The 17,361-nt window shown below is 31.2% G+C and carries 20 protein-coding genes; 14 read left to right on the top strand and 6 right to left on the bottom strand.

From position 1 onward, the window contains the following. The first annotated feature begins 327 nt into the window (after nucleotides 1–327). The 7 genes from KA883_RS06105 to KA883_RS06075 all read left to right on the top strand — a co-directional run bounded on the left by KA883_RS06105 (nucleotide 328) and on the right by KA883_RS06075 (nucleotide 4,365). Nucleotides 328–567 (top strand): hypothetical protein, encoded by a 240-nt coding sequence (locus KA883_RS06105; protein WP_046207038.1) that lies wholly within the window; start codon nucleotides 328–330, stop codon nucleotides 565–567. Between the two features lie 129 nt (nucleotides 568–696). Continuing rightward, entirely contained in the window at nucleotides 697–861 is a 165-nt protein-coding gene (locus KA883_RS06100; RefSeq protein ID WP_182478106.1) for a hypothetical protein, read from the top strand. 70 nt (nucleotides 862–931) lie between these two features. Continuing rightward, the gene (locus tag KA883_RS06095; RefSeq protein ID WP_046207037.1) at nucleotides 932–1,165 is read left to right on the top strand and encodes a hypothetical protein; all 234 of its coding nucleotides are present in this window, start codon (nucleotides 932–934) and stop codon (nucleotides 1,163–1,165) included. Between the two features lie 295 nt (nucleotides 1,166–1,460). Next, nucleotides 1,461–1,889 (top strand): Ohr family peroxiredoxin, encoded by a 429-nt coding sequence (locus KA883_RS06090; protein WP_046207036.1) that lies wholly within the window; start codon nucleotides 1,461–1,463, stop codon nucleotides 1,887–1,889. Between the two features lie 313 nt (nucleotides 1,890–2,202). Further along, nucleotides 2,203–2,400: a hypothetical protein gene (locus tag KA883_RS06085; RefSeq protein WP_046207035.1), complete on the top strand. Its 198-nt coding sequence runs from the start codon at nucleotides 2,203–2,205 to the stop codon at nucleotides 2,398–2,400. 827 nt (nucleotides 2,401–3,227) lie between these two features. Then, on the top strand, nucleotides 3,228–3,875 hold the full coding sequence (locus KA883_RS06080) for a hypothetical protein (RefSeq protein WP_046207034.1): 648 nt from the start codon (nucleotides 3,228–3,230) through the stop codon (nucleotides 3,873–3,875). Nucleotides 3,876–4,200: 325 nt separating this feature from the next. After that, complete coding sequence (locus KA883_RS06075; protein WP_186821097.1) at nucleotides 4,201–4,365, top strand: hypothetical protein; 165 nt, start codon at nucleotides 4,201–4,203, stop codon at nucleotides 4,363–4,365. A gap of 81 nt (nucleotides 4,366–4,446) precedes the next feature. Here KA883_RS06075 and KA883_RS06070 read toward each other — a convergent pair whose 3' ends face one another. Next, nucleotides 4,447–4,614, bottom strand: coding sequence for a hypothetical protein (locus KA883_RS06070; protein ID WP_164987248.1), 168 nt, complete (start codon nucleotides 4,612–4,614; stop codon nucleotides 4,447–4,449). 136 nt (nucleotides 4,615–4,750) lie between these two features. Further along, on the bottom strand, nucleotides 4,751–4,960 hold the full coding sequence (locus KA883_RS06065) for a hypothetical protein (protein WP_046207033.1): 210 nt from the start codon (nucleotides 4,958–4,960) through the stop codon (nucleotides 4,751–4,753). Nucleotides 4,961–5,153: 193 nt separating this feature from the next. Here KA883_RS06065 and KA883_RS06060 point away from each other — a divergent pair, with 193 nt between their 5' ends. The 3 genes from KA883_RS06060 (at nucleotide 5,154) to KA883_RS06050 (ending at nucleotide 6,558) form a co-directional block, all read left to right on the top strand. After that, the gene (locus KA883_RS06060) at nucleotides 5,154–5,348 is read left to right on the top strand and encodes a hypothetical protein (protein ID WP_046207032.1); all 195 of its coding nucleotides are present in this window, start codon (nucleotides 5,154–5,156) and stop codon (nucleotides 5,346–5,348) included. Nucleotides 5,349–5,521: 173 nt separating this feature from the next. After that, nucleotides 5,522–5,683 carry a hypothetical protein gene (locus KA883_RS06055; protein ID WP_155390637.1) on the top strand — a complete coding sequence of 54 codons (162 nt, stop codon included), beginning with the start codon at nucleotides 5,522–5,524 and terminating at the stop codon, nucleotides 5,681–5,683. A 569-nt stretch (nucleotides 5,684–6,252) separates the two neighbouring features. Beyond that, nucleotides 6,253–6,558, top strand: coding sequence for a hypothetical protein (locus tag KA883_RS06050; RefSeq protein WP_046207031.1), 306 nt, complete (start codon nucleotides 6,253–6,255; stop codon nucleotides 6,556–6,558). Between the two features lie 151 nt (nucleotides 6,559–6,709). Here the strand turns inward: KA883_RS06050 and KA883_RS06045 are convergent, their stop codons facing one another. After that, a complete protein-coding gene (locus KA883_RS06045; protein ID WP_046207030.1) occupies nucleotides 6,710–7,123 on the bottom strand; it encodes a YxeA family protein in 414 nt (137 codons plus the stop codon). Nucleotides 7,124–7,462: 339 nt separating this feature from the next. On the opposite strand from KA883_RS06045, the gene cspD reads away from it, so the two are divergent. Further along, nucleotides 7,463–7,663 (top strand): cold-shock protein CspD, encoded by a 201-nt coding sequence (cspD, locus tag KA883_RS06040; RefSeq protein ID WP_019469926.1) that lies wholly within the window; start codon nucleotides 7,463–7,465, stop codon nucleotides 7,661–7,663. A 572-nt stretch (nucleotides 7,664–8,235) separates the two neighbouring features. Here cspD and KA883_RS06035 read toward each other — a convergent pair. Both KA883_RS06035 and KA883_RS06030 read right to left on the bottom strand, forming a co-directional pair. Beyond that, nucleotides 8,236–9,669 (bottom strand): MDR family MFS transporter, encoded by a 1,434-nt coding sequence (locus KA883_RS06035; RefSeq protein WP_046207029.1) that lies wholly within the window; start codon nucleotides 9,667–9,669, stop codon nucleotides 8,236–8,238. 254 nt (nucleotides 9,670–9,923) lie between these two features. Continuing rightward, nucleotides 9,924–11,543: a PucR family transcriptional regulator gene (locus KA883_RS06030; RefSeq protein ID WP_210139910.1), complete on the bottom strand. Its 1,620-nt coding sequence runs from the start codon at nucleotides 11,541–11,543 to the stop codon at nucleotides 9,924–9,926. 317 nt (nucleotides 11,544–11,860) lie between these two features. Between KA883_RS06030 and allW the strand changes: the two genes are divergently transcribed. From allW to KA883_RS06015, 3 genes are all read left to right on the top strand, one after another. Further along, entirely contained in the window at nucleotides 11,861–13,351 is a 1,491-nt protein-coding gene (gene allW, locus KA883_RS06025; protein ID WP_046207027.1) for an allantoin permease, read from the top strand. Next, a complete protein-coding gene (gene allB, locus KA883_RS06020) occupies nucleotides 13,341–14,702 on the top strand; it encodes an allantoinase AllB (RefSeq protein ID WP_245337594.1) in 1,362 nt (453 codons plus the stop codon). Before allW ends, allB begins: the two co-directional genes overlap by 11 nt. 555 nt (nucleotides 14,703–15,257) lie before the next feature. Continuing rightward, nucleotides 15,258–16,604 carry an alanine/glycine:cation symporter family protein gene (locus tag KA883_RS06015; protein ID WP_210139908.1) on the top strand — a complete coding sequence of 449 codons (1,347 nt, stop codon included), beginning with the start codon at nucleotides 15,258–15,260 and terminating at the stop codon, nucleotides 16,602–16,604. Nucleotides 16,605–16,727: 123 nt separating this feature from the next. Here KA883_RS06015 and KA883_RS06010 read toward each other — a convergent pair whose 3' ends face one another. Continuing rightward, a complete protein-coding gene (locus KA883_RS06010) occupies nucleotides 16,728–17,315 on the bottom strand; it encodes a histidine phosphatase family protein (RefSeq protein WP_046207024.1) in 588 nt (195 codons plus the stop codon). Nucleotides 17,316–17,361: the final 46 nt, after the last annotated feature.

Here is a 17,361-nt window from a genome sequence, read left to right as displayed (position 1 = left end):
AGACTAAAATAAAGTTTGCTAAAAAGGGGTTGTATTTTGAAGATATTTTTGTCCTTTATATATTTTTGGGTTTCATTTTTTGTTTTGAAATCCCTATTGGATTTAGTATTACCAATTGAATTTGATATGTATGCAAATCTAATTTCTTCATCATTTTTTGCATTCGTTATGACACCATTTTCCTTTGTGCTTAAAAAGTTTAAAGATAAAAAATAGAATATATGTTTATACGAAAAAATTATTAATTGTAAACAGTTCTGAAGATCAACGTTAATAAAGGAATTGGAAAAAATAACAATGTAAATGTTTGAAAAATGAGGTGTTGTAATGAAGAGTTTAAATGTTATATCTAATATATTGATTTTATTAATTATAGTAACTTCCATATTAACAATATTGGATTTAACAGGTCTTATAAATTTTCCTTTTTCTTTATCCGTTGTAGGTTTAATACTTATCTTAAATTATTGGATTGAAACTAAAAAAGAAGGAAAAACTGAAGTTCTTTACTTATCAGTAGGTGCAGTTTTGTTTATTTTAGGTTTAATAGAGATTTTGTTCTTTTAGAAAGGAGTTTTCTCTTGTATTGATACTAAGATCAGTACCATAATGTGTTTGCCCTATTTTATTTTATAAATAAAAATATTTTGATTAATTATATTGTGAAATAATGAAAAATGTAAAGGAGTGGGTTATTTGAAATGGTTTTTACTTATTGTACAAGTGATTTTAGGGATGTTTTTAGTATTTTTTGCATATAAACAAATGAATCAAGACCATTTAGACACATGGTTTGGAGTTTATTTTATATTGTTTGCAATTTTTGTGGCTTGGTATTCTAAACATTATTATAAAAGTTAAGAGTTCAGAAGCTCAACGTCAATAATGCAATATTGTTTTATATTTTAAAAAGTGAAAGGAGCTTTTTATTATGAATGAAAAAAATCGTGGTATTTTTTCTATGATTTCTTTGATTATTTCTTCTATATTTTTCTTCATTAGTCTTGTTGTTTTTGCCTTTCAAATAAATTCAGATGTGGCTTCTTTATGTACAACTTTAGGAATTTTATTTGTTGGTGTTTATGGAGTATTAGCTAAATTTAAACTAGGTTATATAGCGATTATTTTAGCTTTAATAGCTATAGTTTTGAACTTAGTGTTTTAGGTTTTAGAAACGAGTTCTTCTTGTCTTTATACATAATATAACTACCTATTAGCAGAAGTGTTGGCGAGTTTTGTAATACATAGCGAACAATTGAAAGTGTTTTAGCCAAATAGGACTTTTACTTATGTATTTGTCCTATTTTTTAATGAGTAGAGACAAATGACAATTTAACACTTATGATTTTAAATATCTAAAAATTAATGATAGAATACAATTAGATTAATCTTAATTTGATATGTAAAACGATTAATTAATCATTATTATTGAATTTCAAAAAATTATTGGAGTGATTTTCATGGCAAAACCATTATTTGAAACAACTGTCATAAGTAATGGAGGAAGAGATGGAAAAGTTTTTAGTGAAGATAATACATTTTATCAAGACTTAGCTGTTCCAAAAGAAATGGGTGGCAACGGCGTTACAGAGTCAAACCCTGAACAGTTATTTGCAGCAGGTTACAGCTCTTGTTTTAACAATGCGCTAATGCATATTTTGAAAGGTGCAGGCAAAGGTACAATTGAGCCAGAAGTACGTGCGACTGCTTATTTATTGCCAGATAAATCTGATGGTGGTGTGAAATTGGCAGCTGAATTAGATGTATTACTTAAAGATCTCAGCCAAGAAGAAGCGGAGATGTTCGTTGAAAAAGCGCATAATTATTGCCCGTACTCGAAAGCACTAAAACACACGATTGATATTGAAATTACTGTAAGCGTTAATTAAGTAAAGTGATGCAAAAAGCTAGATAAGATTTTTTTGGAATTTTATCAAGCAGTCATATATTTATATAACCGTATCTTAATTGGTGCGGTTATTTTTTATGAAATAATATAATTCAACTAAATGTTTATGTACGTTTATTAAGAAAAAGTATCAATTGGGTCATAAGCATATTAGAATAAATCAGAAAATATTTTTTGAAATTTAGCACTGTATTTTTAGTGATGATGATATTGTTACATCATTAAATAATGGGTCACCCTCAGTGGAAGTATCAACATTCTTAACAATAATTTTATAATTTGGAGTGATAAACATGCCTAAATCACAACAAGTATTAGTTGGTATATGTCTAATATTATTTAGTTTTAATTTTATAGCCCCTATTATTGGAACAATGCTGCATATTAAAATATTAGAATTTAGCTCACCTCTAATTAAAACTGTACAATTCGCTTTTGTCATTATTTTTGGTATTTTTACATATAGACAAATTAAACGTAAAGGTTTCTAGAAGAGTAAGACTAAAATACTATATGATTGGAGTTTTAATATGTCTATGCCAAACATAGTCATGCTGATACTTACTATAATAATGCTGTTATTTGTATTTGTTTTTGGTCTATTACTTGATAAACCAGTGATATACATGTTTATTGCATTGTTTATGCATTCAACGCTTTTATTCGTAATTCGTTATTTCTGGCAAGATAAAGAATTTGGGCAAGCTTTTACACATTCTTTTGATTTCATTACCATAACAATTGTTATTATATTTATAATTTTGAAAATTCATAAAGCAAAATCAAGTGAATAATACGTTTAATTAAAGGTTTACCTACTATTGATAAAACGAAGAGTGTATCTTTTATATAAAAGCACAATCAGAATAGACTAATAAAATTTGAAAATCAGTGTTATGAGAAATTATAAACACCTAAAATACCATTTTAAAATAAGATTGAATCATATTTAATCATATAAAAAGAGTTGGGAACATTGCTAAGGTACAGTTTCCAGCTTTTTTTATTTTGACTTAAACATTTTGACAGATTTGATATTATCAATATTTAAATTTAAAACTTACATATTATTACTATTTTCTATCTATATTTTTACTTAAACGGAAATATTACCCTAATAAATGACTCCTTGCAATATTATGGTAATTAGTAATAATTCCATAAATATTTGTTATTAATGTATAAAATATATTGTATACATACAACAGATAACTTCTTGGTAGTTAAGGAAAATTTTATATTACGAATATTCACTTTAACAGTAAAAATGAGTGAGATATTCATATTACAATAACTCTATTAGAAAGGAAGTTTTAAAATGAAAAAGGTACTATTATCTACAGCTTTATTAATGACAGTTGTACAATTTAGCAGTCAAGGGGCAAATGGTGAAGAGATTCCTCATGGTATTTTGCATAAGGATGGAAGCTTTACAGAACCAAATGTGTTTCCGCATAAAGATATAGCAGAGGTTGAAAAACCGATAGAATTAAAGGATGGTACGAAGAAAATACCTCATGGTATCTTGCATAAGGATGGAAGTTTTACAGAACCAAATGTATTTCCGCATAAAGATATAGCAGAGGTTGAAGAGCCAAAAGAATTAGAAGATGCTACGAATGAATTTAATCATAAATCTAATAGTGAGACATCCTTGCACAATAATGCAGTAAATGAAAAATTAAAAGATGAAGGTGGTTTAAACCCTAAAAATCCAGGAGCAGAAAGTGAGCGATTTAATAAAAATCAGCAGTTAGACGCTTCAAAAAATAATGATTTCTCAAAAGTTAACTCTGAAGTAAAAAATTCAAAAAATAGCGTGAATCACAATACAATAAAAGCATTACCTAATACAGGCATGATTTCAGATAATAGAACACTAACCATTTTTTTAGCCAGTATCTCATTGATTGCGGGTAGTTTATTATTATGTAAACGTGTTAATTTTAAAGTTTTTCAAAAATAAGACATTTTAGGTATTACTATTGTGATAATCTTACAGTGATGTCATTTTGAATAGCATTAACAAAAATTTAAATATTATGATGTGGATGTATACACAATCGTCTACTTTCCATAAGATATTCATAGCTGAAACATTATTATGTTTCAGCTTTTGTTTTTATTACAAGTATAGTTTAAATTGTGATATTTTCAATTACAATAAGTTAGATTATTTACAAACAATTCACGTTTTAAAATGTATGATATTATAAAAATATAATTCGAAGTATCTTTTTGAACTTGAGCGAATAATAGTAAGTTATACAGTACATTTTAGGAGAGGTAAAATGAAAACGATTGGCATTATTTTAGGGATTTTAGTTATTCTTTCTTGGCTATTTGTAATAAAGGAATATAAAAATGGAAATCAGGACACTCATAGAGCTCAAAATGTTATGTTATTAGCTTGTTTGTTAACTATAATTATGACCGTTTTACAATTATTTTATTAGCCGTTCGTGAAAATAGGTTTGTAAATGAACAAATAAGTAATGCTATATAGAAGTCTAAACATATTTTCCTATACAATAAACTTAAGACTGAGACTTAACTTTATTGTAAAGAATACCTACGCCACAGCTGCTATATCCTAATTGATAATCGAATTTAATGATTTCGATATAGGGATTTTCCTCTAAGAATTCATTAACTTTCTTGTTTAGGCCTTTTTCTGTCATAGCTGTTAAATTTACAAATTTCATATGATGACTCCTTTACTATTTTTGTTTTTATTATATTATACAGTATTTTAGAAACATACTTTTTACAGTTCGAGTTTTAATTCAACTATATCATTGCTCATTTATGGTAGAAAGTTACCATATTTTGATTATTCGATTACAAATTTGAATTAAGTAATAATAGGTAAAATCCTGTTGCCATAACTGCAAACAAACACCACATAAAGCGACATTGTTTACCATTCATTGCTGCCGTACCTTCTTTTTTAGCTCGTCTAATAAGTTTGATATGTAAAAGTATTGTTGAATTTGAAGCATATACAAAAACGAAAATAATACCTAAAAGTGTAAGTAAAAATAGTTGCACAATACCCCTCCAACTTTATGATATTTAGCCCATATAATTTTAAAAATAACCACGTACAATGTTAATTATAAAATAACACATATGTTTTTAGGTTGTAATAAAAATTTGAATTAATATTTTTATATATATTTAATTATTAAAAATCTTATGGTACGATGTGGATTAAATGAGACGATATCTTGGGGGTTCAGTCATGTCAATGATACTGTTAAGCATTGTTTTAATAGTTAATTTTGTTGAAGCGTTGTATTTAGGAATCAAATTTATTCGGTTGAAAATGCGTAATGCACCAGATCAAGCGTATAAAGATTTAGTGAGTTCTCCGTTTTGGTTAATGTCACTCATTATTTCGATTATCTTATTTGTGATTGCATACATATTAAGTTGAAAAACGCAAAGATGTGGTTTAGTGGGATTTTCTATATTTTATAAATAAAAAGTTATTGTATTTGTGATGCCCAATTTTTTAAAACTATGCAACAGACTGTCTTTATTTCATTTTAAATGAATTTCAGTATAGGAATAATGTAAATTAACATAGCGAAAAAAGGGAGTAATCCAATGAAATTTTCATCTATATTAATCAGTATGATAACTGGTTTACTTATGTTTTTAGTGACGTTTTATACTAGCAATCATTCTGTTATACCATCATTATTTATGGGGATTGTCGGTTTAGTAACAAATATATGGATTGGCATCGAAGCAAAAAAGCGATTATGAGCATTAAAATGGTAGAAAATATTAGAAGTATTAAAGACTGAGGCAAATGTTGTCTCAGTCTTTATTTTATCATTCAGCAATTTTTGTATTTATGAATGTTATTATGGTGGTATTACTATCAAAACTTAGGAATCTGTTTTATGCATCTTCAATCCAATAAGGAATAATGAACTGTTAGACGATATCATCTTATACTCATAGAATATAATGTATTTTGATAGTATAAAATAATGAAATGTTTTGAAAATTTTTAAAAAGGATAGATATAAAATAGGTTCATTATAAGGAGATGATGTATATGGTTTCGGTGTTTTTAGAAACGATATAGAGAATCGATAATATTTTATAAATTTATTAAATTACTTCCTTGAATTATAAGTATAAAAAAGAATGATCTAAATTAAAGTTTAAAATATCATTTCAGGGTATAGATGTAATATATAACTTTTGGAGTAATTTTATTTTATTGTAAGTGGTACGGCATGATTTATTGTTTTACGTTTAGTGTCAAAAAGATAGCATGTAACCTTAATATGAGATGGATTTTGTGAATGAAGTGGGGGATATGTATGGTTAATTATTACAATAAAGATATCAAAATTGATAGAACTAATGAGATGCGCACGGATGAAATTTCTAAAATGATTGAAGAGGGTGGACTTGGTGCTGATCAATATTATGTTATAGATAAGTATCAGCCTAACCATAAGAGATTAGTAGAAAATATCGATCAATTTCGGCAAGAATTAGTTCAAATGGATAATGATGATTTAGTAGACATTTTGATTATTAACACTCAAGAAAATACAAGTTCTAAGTATAGCCAAGCATTAATGATTATTAAGCATGAAATAGTCAAAAGAATGAATAACTAGGGTGTAGTCACTAAAAAATTACAATCAAAGCGCACAAGTTAGAAAACATATTTTGCAAATAAATAATTCTATCTTGTGCGCATTATTATATTATTAGCTCATCAAAATAATATTTTTATTAAGTGTATTGTTTTGATTCATAATGTGATGTTTAAAGGTGATTGAATGCTTTTTTAGGTACTTTGTTTTTAGGCACTTCTTTATAACTTTGGACATGCCCAAGTTCGGTGTCTAATTTTAAGTAATGATTTGTTTTTAATGGTTTTTCACCAAAACCATTAAAATCTAAATGTCTTTTTTCACCTTTTTTGTTATATCCATTTTGCTTATAATTATATGTGACAAGAGTTTCTCCATCATCACTTTTGTTGTGCTCAACTTTTGTTGGCTTTTGAGTTTTTACATAATATGCTTCATTAGTAATGAGCGGATTTAATTTGGCAAAACTAACAACATCAGGATTGTCCGAATGTTTTTCTGCATAAACTTTCCAGCCAAAAAGGCCGATAAAAACAATGATAATGATAACAAAGATATTTAGAAGTACTTTTACAAACCTGTTCATACTTATTACCTCCTTAAAGTAACTATCTATAATGTAAAAGTTATTTGATTTGTTCGCTATATTTTTAAGTTACAAAAATGCATTTTAATATAACGATTTTGTCATTTTTCATATTCAATTAAATTATATATTTCAAATGGATTATATTACTAAAAATAAAGTGCAAAATATATTTATTTGAAAATAGGGGTATACAAAGGTCTGATTATTCGTTATACTAGGTATTAAGTAATTTAGTTCGTGAAATTGATTTGTAGTTTTATTCTTTTGAATTTACTCCTTTTGATTTTTTAGACAGATTACAAATTTTTGTGCAAAAGCACTTGGAGGATTTTTATTATGAATAACGGTACAGTTAAATGGTTTAACTCAGAAAAAGGTTTTGGTTTTATCGAAGTAGAAGGCGGAAACGATGTATTCGTACACTTCTCAGCAATTAACCAAGACGGCTACAAATCATTAGAAGAAGGACAAGCTGTTGAATTCGAAATCGTTGAAGGCGACCGTGGACCTCAAGCAGCTAACGTTATTAAATTATAATAACGCATAAAAAAAGACGAGCAACGCTCGTCTTTTTTTATTTGTCTTAAAATCGATCTCTGAAGTTATATACATGTATTTACTTTAAAAGGTGTTAATTCAAAGTCAACTTGTTAGTTATGACTCGGATTTGCACCTATTTTTTTACTACCAATAAAATATTAATGACTCTTGCAAGATTGCTTAGCATTAATACATCATTTGAAGCCAATTTTATAAAAGAATGGTAATAGCCACAAACAGCAGCATAAAAATTAATTTTTGGGTGTATGCATGTAGAATAATTTTTAACATCATTTTGAGTTGAAATAGAGCCTTTTTTAAGTACTTCAATGAGAAATTACATATAAATACGTTGTATTTTGACGAGACTCTTGAGGGAGCAGGACAAGTTGAAGACTACAAGCTGAAGTTGTCCCCTAAGAAAGTGAGTCAACAATACGAAATATTGAATAATAAAATAGCTATGAAAAAATCTATCGTCATAGATTTCTTCATAGCTAATCTTAGTATGTTTTTTACACCGTTCAAGTTGTTGAAGCGTTGCTACTTTCACTTAAATAGATTTAATATTATACTTCACGCGTATTATCCGCTTTATTTTTTGTTTTTATCAGTAGTGTTAATATAAAACCAATAATTAATAATAGCGTAGTGAATGCAAATGCTGCGTCGACACCTTGTACAGTCGCTTGTTGTGCAATATCTGCTTTGGACTGATGCTTACTTGGAACATAGTTTGTACGAACAATTGCCATAATTGTAATCATAATGGCAGTACCAATCGCACCTGCAATAATTCTTAAAGAATTAATAATCGCAGTACCGTGTGAAATATTTTTACTTTCTAATGCGTTAATACCAATTGTATTCAGTGGCATTATAATCAATGCTACAGCAAACATTCTTATAGCGTAAATGACGACAATATACCAATAAGGTGTGTCTGAAGTTAAGAAACAATGTAGTATTGTCATAAAAATTAAAAGGACAAATCCAGGAATCGCCAATACTTTCAAGCCATATTTGTCATATATTTTCCCTGTATAGACGGACATAAATGCGTTGACTACTGCACCTGGTAAGATAACAAGACCTGACAGAATTGCAGATAGACCTAAGCCTGATTGGACATAAATTGGAATCAATAATGCTGGGCCTACAATTCCGATAAATAATACCATAGACGCAAATGCAGATAGTGAAAATGTACGATTTGTAAATACGCGCATATTTAATAGTGGATTATCGATTCTAATTTGTCTTGTTACGAAAATGGTAACAATCAAGATTCCCACAATAAGTGAAATAATAACGATTGGTGATGTGAAACCTAAGTTGCCTGCGCTGCTAAAGCCGTAAAGCATTAAACCAAAACCTAATGTTGAATATATAACAGAAGTTTTGTCTAATTGTGTATGTTTGGTTTCGTTATTACTTTCTACAAATATTGCGCCTACAATAAATGCGATAATCGCAATAAAAGCTACCACAATAAATGGTGCTCTCCAGCTAAATGTATCAATTAAAAATCCGGTTAAGGTTGGTCCGATTGCTGGGGCTGATTGTGCTACTATACCGGTAAGTCCCATTGCAAATCCACGTTTCTCAGAAGGGAACAGTGTAAATACAGTGAATTGCATAAGCGGTAAAAGTATCCCTGCACCAATCGCTTGAATTACACGTGCAAACATGAGTAAGCCAAATGTAGGTGAAAGTGCTGCAATGATTGAACCAATTAAGAACGCACTCATAGAAAAAATATAGAGCGGTCTTGTGTGAAATCGATCCATAAGAAAGGCTGTTAGTGGAATCATGATACCATTCACTAACATAAAGCCTGTAATCAACCATTGAGCAGTTGTGTCAGTTATTTCTAATCCCGTAATAATTGCTGGTAGTGCGGTGTTGAGCAATGTTTGATTTAGCATCGCTACAAAAGCACTACTTAGCATAACTAATATAATCGTATTTCTTTTTTTATTAGATATAACATTCTCCGACATTATAAATGCATCTCCTTTTTATAACATCCCATCGATAAATTTTAATTATTTTAAGTTAGCAAAGCAAACCATTCGGTTTAAAAAAATTAATATTTTTTGCAAAGAATTTTTAGAGAAAATGAATGCATAGATAATATAGGTTGGAATCGCTTGTTTTAGAGGTAACATAGATCACTGTTGTTTTATTAATGGAAAAAGCTACGTTGTTTGCATGATTGCGCAAACAGCGTAGCTTTTTTAAATAGATGGAGCGATTAATCGAAACGAATCATTTCAGATACATATAAAGCGATACGTATGTTTAAGGAATGAACAGGGTCTTCAATATTTGTACCAATCATATTACTGCATTTATTGATTCTATATTTTACAGTATTTCTGTGTATAAATATTTTATCTGCCGTTTTTGTTATATCGCATTGATTATCCATGTACACTTTTAAAGTTTGTTTTAATTCTAAATCTATTTTTTGTTTTGGATAACTCAGTGGGCCCAAAGTATGTTTTACGAAAGGTAATAGCTTTTCTTGAGGGATAAGTTGTAATAGCTCCTGAATATCTTTGGAATGATATTGTGAGATAAAAGTTTTTGCATGATTTAGCAGTTCATTTTCAAAGGCCTCATTTGCTTCAAAAAAGGAAGAAGGTAACTGTGTGAATTCTGTTACTTCATTTCCGATACCAAATGAAATCGTATCATCAAAGTACTCACTATAACTTTGTTGTATTTTTTTTAGGTATTCAAAGTAATATTCATGTCGATTTTGGATTAATATCGCAAAACGATCGTTACTCGGTAATTTATAAACGCTGATATAAGAATCAATATCAGTTAATTTATGCTTTAACCAAAGGAATGTGAGATGGTGCCGCTCATTTAAGTAGTAACTATTTTCTAGATTATTTTTGGTGTCAATGCCGCAAATGATAATTTGATAATAGTCAGAGGGATAAATATAATATTGTCTTAATAAATCAGCATGCTTTTTGATCGAAAGGGTTTGATCGTTTTGATTATTGACTAACGATTCGAAAAATCGATTAATATCATTTTCCTCGGCTTCTTGTATTTTGGTGTTTTTGTATAAGGCGAAACTTAACACGCTGACTACTTGTTCGAGTGTTAATAAACTAAAGGGGTAGGAAAGCTTATTAACTTGAGAAACCATTAAATAGTATGGAAAGTATGTGTAACCTAATACTTTGAAAATTACATGGTCTTTATTTTCAAAGACGAGGTTATTTTTATCATATGTTAGCGCATCTTGATAATGGTTCATGAAATACTTGGTATGTTCAGCCATTAAAGCGTTACCTTGTCTATAATGACGACTGTATGCTTCAGGTGCTTTGAAAGGATCGAATAGAATGATAGGTACACCTAAGAGTTTGCTCATGCGCTCAATCATAGTATCAATACTGAAGCCTTTGATTAATAATTGGTTTAATTCTTGTTGTACTTGTAATGCATAATTTAACTTTCCAGTTTCAGAGTCTGAAATAAATGAAGAAATCTCGTGTGTAATTTCACCTAAGTTCCAACTTTCTGGTATTTCAATTAATGGGAATTCGATAGCATCCGCAAAATCAATGACATCTTGCTCGATTTCGTGTAAAAACCTTGAAACTTTGATTCCAAGTCCAGCAGTGTGTATATCATTTAAATCTTTAATTAACTTTTTTAAGTTATCTTGATTATCTTGAAACAAGACACCGGTTGTTAAAATAAAAGAATTATTTGAAGTAAAATGCTTAATATCATTATTTTCAGTAATGTCTAAATTTGTCACTTCTGCTGATAAATCTCCGTTGCTATTTAACAATTTTAAGCCTTTAAATTGGGGAACGGATAAAATTTCGTTTAGAGTAGTCATAATTATGTCCTCCGCTTCTGATTTACACAATCACTAGTAATGAAAATGCATGAAAATATATATAATGATAAATTCTATTTGTCTGTATTTATCTTAAAAAACAGGGTTTTTGTCAATTTGTGATAACGATTGTTCAAAATGTTCAAAAAATTTAATGTATATCATTAATTATACACTTATTTTGTTCGATTCCTATAATTTTATTGTTTAGAAATGTCATTAATAACAAAGAAAAACGCTTACACTCGTACTACACTTATAACTGAAGATTATACAACTAGTTATTAGCTTGTTAAAGTAAAGGAGATAAAAATAGAATGGGAAGACAGGAGAACAATGCGGCATTATCACAAGCGGTTTTCGAGAAGCGCGGTTATAATAAAGATATAATGCCTAAGACACCGACACAAAGAAATAACTCCGCATTTAACTTTTTCACACTATGGATGGGTGCTGTCCATAATATACCTAACTATACTGCAGTTGGGGGATTCTTATTATTAGGACTATCGCCATTACAAGTCATATTTGCATTAATATTAAGTTCTTTTGTAATCGCTTTATTATTAGTTAGTAATGGTTATGCTGGTTCTAAATACGGTATTCCATTTGCTATGCATTTACGTCATACATATGGTGATGTAGGCGCGAAGTTACCCGGTATCCTACGTGGCGTTGTCGCAGGTATCGCTTGGTTTGGTCTACAAACGTTTGCGGGGTCACAAGCACTATTAATACTATTAAATAAAATATTCCCTGGTTTTGCGGATATTGGACAAGGCATATCGATACTTGGTATTTCTGTTCCAGGTCTCATTGCATTTTTAATATTTTGGGCTATTAGTTTTGCAATTGGATTTGGTGGAGGAGATATTTTAAATAAATTCACAGCTATATTAAATCCACTTATTTATATTGTCTTTGGTGGTATGGCTATCTGGGGCGTTATGGCTGCTGGTGGCGTTGGAAATATTTTAGATTATGAAATTTCTACAAAATCTAGTGGTATCATTTACCCAGCGATTTTATCCTTTATTTTAATTATCAACTCGCTATTAGGTGTGTGGGCAGGACCTGGTGCAAGTGTTTCTGATTTTACGCAAAATGCAAAATCTACTAAAACACAAGTGGTTGGTCAAATTTCAGGTATTGTAGTTGCCCACATTTTATTCGCGATTGCTAGTGTGTTCATCATTATTGGTGGCTCGATTTATCTTGGACATCAAGAATGGAATATCCTAACAATTATTAATGAATGGAGCAACTTCTGGGCGATTCTGATATCTACTGGTGTGCTATTGATGACGACGATTTCAACAAATGCGACGAGTAATATCATCCCAGCAGCATATCAACTCACTGCACTTTTACCAAAATGGATTAACTATCGTCGTGGCGTAATTATTGCCTCGGTATTAAGTATAGTCATTATGCCGTGGAAGATGATGGAAGAGGAAGATAGTATTTTCTTATTCCTAAACGCGATAGGTGCTATTCTTGGTCCGGTAGCAGGTGTTATGATTGTTCATTTCTATATTGTGTCTAAATGTCACATTGATATAGATAAGTTGTATTTTGATTTGAAAGAAAAAGAGCATAAAATACCACGTATTAATATTTCTGCATACGTCGGAACGGTTGCTGGTGTCATCATTTCACTATTAGGATTTTTACCAGCATTTACAGTGATATCAGACTTTTCTTGGTTTATAGGCTTTGTCATTGCCGGTGGTGTTTACTTAATTTTACATTATGTATTCCATGCAGAAAGAAGAAAAAAAGGAGGAGCAGATTATAATGAAGTATGATTTGATTATTAAGAATGGTTTAGTCATTTTAGAAGACGGAGAGCAACAAGTTGAAGTCGGTGTTAAAGACGGTAAAATTGTCGCTATTGGTCAAGCATTGGGAGAAGCTGAACAAGTTATTGACGCACAAAATCAAATTGTTTCACCTGGTATGGTGGATGCGCATGTGCATATAACTGAGCCAGGCGGTGGCTATCGTGATGGTTGGGAAGGATATGTTACAGGGACAAATGCTGCTGCTAAAGGTGGCGTGACTTCATTTGTGGAAATGCCATTAAACCAAGTTCCAGCTACAACTGACAAAGCGTCTATCCAAGCAAAATTTGATGCTGGAAAAGATGAATTATCAGTGGATGTTGCAAGTTATGGTGGTTTAGTACCATATAACTTAAACGGTGGTATTCAAGAATTAGATGAAGCAGGTGTTGTGGCTTATAAAGCTTTCTTAGCAAAATGTGGTGACCGTTCTATTGAGGGTGACTTTGAAAATGTTGATGATTATTCATTATATGAAGGTATGAAGCAAATTGCTAAGACTGGCAAAATTTTATCAATTCATTCTGAAAATGCGGCAATCACTGATCGATTAGGTGAGATCGCAAAAGAAAATGGTGAAACGACATTAAGTGCTTACGTGGATAGTCGTCCGGTATTTACAGAAGTTGAACCAATTCGTAAAATTATTTTATTTGCTAAGGAAACGGGCTGTCGTGTGCACATTGTACACGTTGCTTGTGAAGAAGGCGTTGATGAAGTCATCAAAGCACAGCAAGAAGGTGTAGACATTACTTGTGAGACATGTACACACTACTTGTACTTCTATAAAGAAGAATTAGATGACATTGGACCAGTTGTTAAATGTTCTCCACCAATCCGTGAGCAATCTCGTTTAGAGGGAATGTGGAACCGCGTATTAAACGGTGATATTAGTTTTGTAACATCTGACCATTCACCTTGTACGCCAGACTTAAAAGATACTGACAATGCATTTGAAGCATGGGGTGGTATTGCTGGATTACAAAACAACGTAGACATTTTATTCGACGAAGGTGTTCAAAAACGTCAAATGCCATTAACAAAATTTGCTGACATTATTGCGACAGCACCAGCAAAACGCTTTGGTTTAGACACAAAAGGTAGTATTGCAATCGGTAAAGATGCTGACTTCGTATTTATTAAACCAGACGCACCTTATACATTACAAGCTGAAGATTTAGCTTATCGTAACAAAATGAGTCCATATATCGGTCGTGAAATTGGTGCTCAAGTCACACGTACAATTTTAAGAGGACAAGAAATTTATAGTGATGAAGCAGGTATTTCAGACAAACGTATTGGACGTTTTATCTAAAAGTTTCTTGAAAAGCTTGAAGTTAAGGATGTTGGAATATTAAAATCAAGCGCAACAAGGATTAATCCGTTTACTAAATGGATTGGTCCATACTGTCGACAAAGTCTCTGACTTTGTTGGCAGTTTTTTTATGCGCGCTTTCTAGGGACACTACCTTAGCTGTAGTCTTTCGCTAGTGTGCTTACCACAGGAGTAGGTATAAACCACTGCCAACATCACTCAAAATGATTACAATATATCAATCAAATCAGTGAGACAAGTGATTCAAAGAAATAGAAGTAAATGTAGCAGACCATTGATATTTAGGGTAGAGCTGAAGATTTAAAATTTGTTAATACTGTAAAGAAACAAAAACTGATCCATTTATTAACTGGACTATTTTTTTGTTTTCACAAGCTCTGAACTCGGTTTGAGTGAACGACTCTAGGGAATAATATTACATATTACATTTTTAAGTATCTACATATATCGCTTTTAAAGTGATTGGAGCTTAAAGTCATATTACTTTGATCACAACATATGGTGAGATGCTTTAAAGCAAAGGGGTTGTAATATTTGGAAAAATTAATTTCTTTTTCGGATTGGTTATGGGGTTATCCACTTGTACTCCTGCTTTTGTTTGCAAGTGTATTTTTGACAGTCTATTTAAATTTTATTCAATTTAGGCATTTTTTCTATATGCTCAAACAAACATTTGGGAGTGTTAATAAAAAACCTAGAGGGGAAGGAACAATTACACCACGTCAGGCTTTAACTTCCGCCTTATCTTCAACTGTAGGTGCAGCTAATATTGTGGGTGTACCTACTGCGATAATGATGGGTGGGCCTGGTGCGGTATTTTGGATGATGGTTATCGCTTTTTTAGGCATGGCTTTAAAATTTAGTGAGAATGTCTTAGGTGTCCACTATCGTGAGCAAAATAAAAAAGGTGAGTTTGTAGGCGGTCCGACTTATTACATGAAAAAAGGCTTTAAAAACAAGAAGTTAGGCACAATTTTTTCGTTGATATTTGCCTTTGCGCTGATGATTGAAATTGTTCCAAGTATTATGGTTCAAGGTCATTCTGCAGCGAGCACGATGAAGGATACATTTAATGTGCCTATGGCGGTTTCTGGTGTTATATTAGCAGTTCTTGCTGCACTCGTCGTTTTTGGCGGTGTGAAACGTATTGCTTCGTTTGCTGAAAAAATTGTACCAATCATGGTTGGGCTTTACTGTTTTTTTGGCTTTTTAATCATTTTAATGAATATTAGTCATGTCCCTAATGTTATTTGGTTAGTGATAGAACAGGCATTTAATCCTACGGCAGCTGTAGGAGGTACATTTGGTGCAGCATTAGCTACTACAATTCGTTGGGGCTTTGCGAGAGGGATTTATTCTAATGAAGCTGGTCTTGGTACATCGTCAATTGCGCATGCAGCTGCAAAAACGGACCACCCAGTTCGACAAGCTTTCTGGGGTATCAGTGAAATTGTGGTAGACACGTTAATCATTTGTAGTACCACTGGTTTTGTTGTTTTAGTTTCAGGTGTTTGGAAAGCGAGTGATGCGAAAGCACAGTCTGCAGCGTTAACTGCCAGAGCATTTGAAAATACTTTTGGTCAATTTGGAAGTATGATGGTATCTATTTCGATGATGTTCTTCGTATTTTCAACCGTTGTAGTAGTTATTTTTTATGGATCAAGAATGGCAGAATTTTTATTTGGATTTACGGCAGGTTGGGTGATGAAAACAATATATGTGCTTTCGATGATCGTAGGTGCGTTAGGTGCTGCACAACAATTGTGGGACTTGCTTGATTTGGCACTTGCAGCCGTATTGATTCCAAACGTTATCGCAGTGATAATGTTATCGCCCAAAGTGAAATCGTTAACCACAGATTTCTTTAAAAATTATAAATAAACCTTATTAATATAAAAAGTACCAAACCTCATACTTGTCATTACTAAAAGGAAATATTGGCTTTAACTTTTAGTACGATGCATCATGAATGAGTGTTATGGTACTTTTAATTGTTGATGATATTTATGATTTCGGGCTCTGAACTGGTAAATGATGTGTCGTATTATAGTCTAGGATGTGCGTGTTATTGTCGTTAATTTCTAATGTACTGAAACTACCATTAGCAAGTCTAGTAATACCAGTGCCGATTGCTCCATTAGAAAAATAATAGAATATAGCATTAATAAAGGCGCCATGAGAGATAATTAAAATATTTTTATTTGTGTGATCTTGATGTACGGTCTGAATCCCCTTTAAAAAACGTTCGGTAATCATTGCTTCAGTTTCTTTGTTTGGATATTCACGATTCGGAAAACGCGCATCTCGTTCGTAATAAGTAAGGCCTTCTGCATCTCCAAATGCAACTTCAATAAATGATTCCTTTTCATAAAGCGGTATGTTTAACTTTTGTTGAATAATTTGTCCAGTTTCTTTAGCTCTTAGTAATGGGCTCGTAATCATGAGGTCCCATTCATTTTGAAGTAAGGAAGTGCCACAAGCTTGCGCTTGTTTTATGCCTGATTCATTCAATGGGATGTCTGTTCTGCCCTGTAATTTACCAGCAATATTCCAATCTGTTTCTCCATGTCTAATAAAACATATTTTTGTCATTATAAATCAACCTTTACCTTGATGTGTTTTAAGCAGTATCTCTTTG

The organism is Staphylococcus sp. GDY8P54P (assembly GCF_017892645.1).
GTDB lineage: Bacteria > Bacillota > Bacilli > Staphylococcales > Staphylococcaceae > Staphylococcus > Staphylococcus ureilyticus.
Note: the sequence above shows the minus strand (reverse complement) of the source record. Positions and strands in the feature narration are given on the sequence as shown.

What these genes read in the sequence shown, in the direction of transcription:
- KA883_RS06035 (WP_046207029.1), bottom strand. Translation starts at nt 9,669, where the DNA reads ATGTCGGAGAATGTTATATCTAATAAAAAAAGAAATACGATTATATTA.
- KA883_RS06010 (WP_046207024.1), bottom strand. Translation starts at nt 17,315, where the DNA reads ATGACAAAAATATGTTTTATTAGACATGGAGAAACAGATTGGAATATT.
- KA883_RS06060 (WP_046207032.1), top strand. Translation starts at nt 5,154, where the DNA reads ATGTCAATGATACTGTTAAGCATTGTTTTAATAGTTAATTTTGTTGAA.
- KA883_RS06090 (WP_046207036.1), top strand. Translation starts at nt 1,461, where the DNA reads ATGGCAAAACCATTATTTGAAACAACTGTCATAAGTAATGGAGGAAGA.
- KA883_RS06105 (WP_046207038.1), top strand. Translation starts at nt 328, where the DNA reads ATGAAGAGTTTAAATGTTATATCTAATATATTGATTTTATTAATTATA.
- KA883_RS06055 (WP_155390637.1), top strand. Translation starts at nt 5,522, where the DNA reads ATGAAATTTTCATCTATATTAATCAGTATGATAACTGGTTTACTTATG.
- KA883_RS06095 (WP_046207037.1), top strand. Translation starts at nt 932, where the DNA reads ATGAATGAAAAAAATCGTGGTATTTTTTCTATGATTTCTTTGATTATT.
- allB (WP_245337594.1), top strand. Translation starts at nt 13,341, where the DNA reads ATGAAGTATGATTTGATTATTAAGAATGGTTTAGTCATTTTAGAAGAC.
- KA883_RS06080 (WP_046207034.1), top strand. Translation starts at nt 3,228, where the DNA reads ATGAAAAAGGTACTATTATCTACAGCTTTATTAATGACAGTTGTACAA.
- KA883_RS06070 (WP_164987248.1), bottom strand. Translation starts at nt 4,614, where the DNA reads ATGAAATTTGTAAATTTAACAGCTATGACAGAAAAAGGCCTAAACAAG.
- KA883_RS06045 (WP_046207030.1), bottom strand. Translation starts at nt 7,123, where the DNA reads ATGAACAGGTTTGTAAAAGTACTTCTAAATATCTTTGTTATCATTATC.
- KA883_RS06085 (WP_046207035.1), top strand. Translation starts at nt 2,203, where the DNA reads ATGCCTAAATCACAACAAGTATTAGTTGGTATATGTCTAATATTATTT.
- allW (WP_046207027.1), top strand. Translation starts at nt 11,861, where the DNA reads ATGGGAAGACAGGAGAACAATGCGGCATTATCACAAGCGGTTTTCGAG.
- KA883_RS06050 (WP_046207031.1), top strand. Translation starts at nt 6,253, where the DNA reads ATGGTTAATTATTACAATAAAGATATCAAAATTGATAGAACTAATGAG.
- cspD (WP_019469926.1), top strand. Translation starts at nt 7,463, where the DNA reads ATGAATAACGGTACAGTTAAATGGTTTAACTCAGAAAAAGGTTTTGGT.
- KA883_RS06075 (WP_186821097.1), top strand. Translation starts at nt 4,201, where the DNA reads ATGAAAACGATTGGCATTATTTTAGGGATTTTAGTTATTCTTTCTTGG.
- KA883_RS06030 (WP_210139910.1), bottom strand. Translation starts at nt 11,543, where the DNA reads ATGACTACTCTAAACGAAATTTTATCCGTTCCCCAATTTAAAGGCTTA.